Source organism: Streptomyces spiramenti (assembly GCF_012034385.1).
Lineage (GTDB): Bacteria > Actinomycetota > Actinomycetes > Streptomycetales > Streptomycetaceae > Streptomyces > Streptomyces spiramenti.
Genome location: NZ_JAAVJB010000453.1, coordinates 1 through 1,316 on the forward strand (window position 1 = coordinate 1; position 1,316 = coordinate 1,316).

Annotated in this window: 1 protein-coding gene; it reads right to left on the reverse strand. The window is 77.1% G+C overall.

Annotated features, from left to right (window positions below; genetic code table 11):
• Positions 1 to 736: LacI family DNA-binding transcriptional regulator (locus tag HCJ92_RS24105; RefSeq protein ID WP_167935716.1), on the reverse strand; the 736-nt coding region annotated here is incomplete at its 3' end.
• Positions 737 to 1,316: the final 580 nt, after the last annotated feature.

Here is a 1,316-nt window from a genome sequence, read left to right on the forward strand (position 1 = left end):
GCGCCTCCCCGGCCCCGTGGTCGGCGACCGTGTCGCGGAACCCGGCGCCCCGCTCACGGTGGGCCGGGTCGGCGCCGGAGCCGGTCGGCGGCCCGGTCAGCACTGCGGGACGCGAGCACCCGAGGCCCAGCAGGTGCTCGGCGGCGAGAACCCCACCGGCCCGCTGGTCCAGCGCCACGTACGGGACGGACACCGCGCCGGCGGGGCGACCGACCAGCACCAGCGGGAGCGGCCCGCGTGCCAGTCGCTCCACCAGCGGATCACCGGACCGGGCGGGGAGCAGCACGACGCCGTCGGCATGGCCCTGTCCCAGGTAGCCGAGCAGCCGGGACCGGGCGTCCTCGTCCCCCGCGTGGCTGACGGGCAGTTGCACGCCTCGCGGCCCGAACACCCGCAGCAGGCCGGTCACGGTGCGCCCGAAGACCGGGTCCGCCAGGGCTCCCGCCTTGCCGGGCGGCACTCCGGCGCCACCGGCGCGTGGCGCGTCGGGGGCCGGGTCGGGCTCGGAGACGACCAGGGCGACGGAGTCGGTGCGGCCGGTGACCAGCGAACGGGCGGCACGGTTGGGGACGTAGCGGGTCGCGGTGACGGCCTGTTCGACCAGTTCCCGGAGTCGGGGGTCGACGGTGGCCTCGCCGTTGACCACCCGGGAGACCGTCGCCCGCGACACCCCGGCGACCCGGGCGACCTGTTCCAGGGTGGGACGGCCGCTGGCAGGGGCATGCTCGGTGGTCATCGTGTCTTTATACGCGACGGCCACGCCGCGCGGCGGTGTTCCGGTCCGCGCGCGGGCGCTTCCCGGCCGCGGCCCCGACGCGGCGCGAACGGTCCGCACACCGGCACCGGCCCACCGGTCCAGCGGTCCAGCGGTCCAGCGGTCCAGCGGTCCAGCGGTCCAGCGGTCCAGCGGTCCACGCCCGAACGCCACCGGACCAGGGAGGGTCACGGTGGCGCGGGGAAAGTCTGCGCGGGGACCGTCGCACCCCCGGCCGAGGCCGGAGGCGGGACGACGACGGTCCCCGCGGGAACGGCGATCGGGTCGCTGCCGCCGTTCTGGCGTCCATGGGAGGTCCGGGAGCCGCTCCGGAAGTCCTTGACGCCGACAACCAGAACTCTGCCGGACGGGTGTTAAGCGAAGATTGCCTCGCCATGACGGGCCTGGATCATTCTCGTGGCGGGCCGCCCGGCGGGGTGAGAGCTGCGTCACCGCAGCTCGGCCGAGGTGACGCGCGCCACGGCCGACCCGCAGGCCCGCCGCGCGCCACGGCCCCGCACCGCGCGGTGCGGGGCCGTGGCGCGCGGCGGGCCTGCGGGTC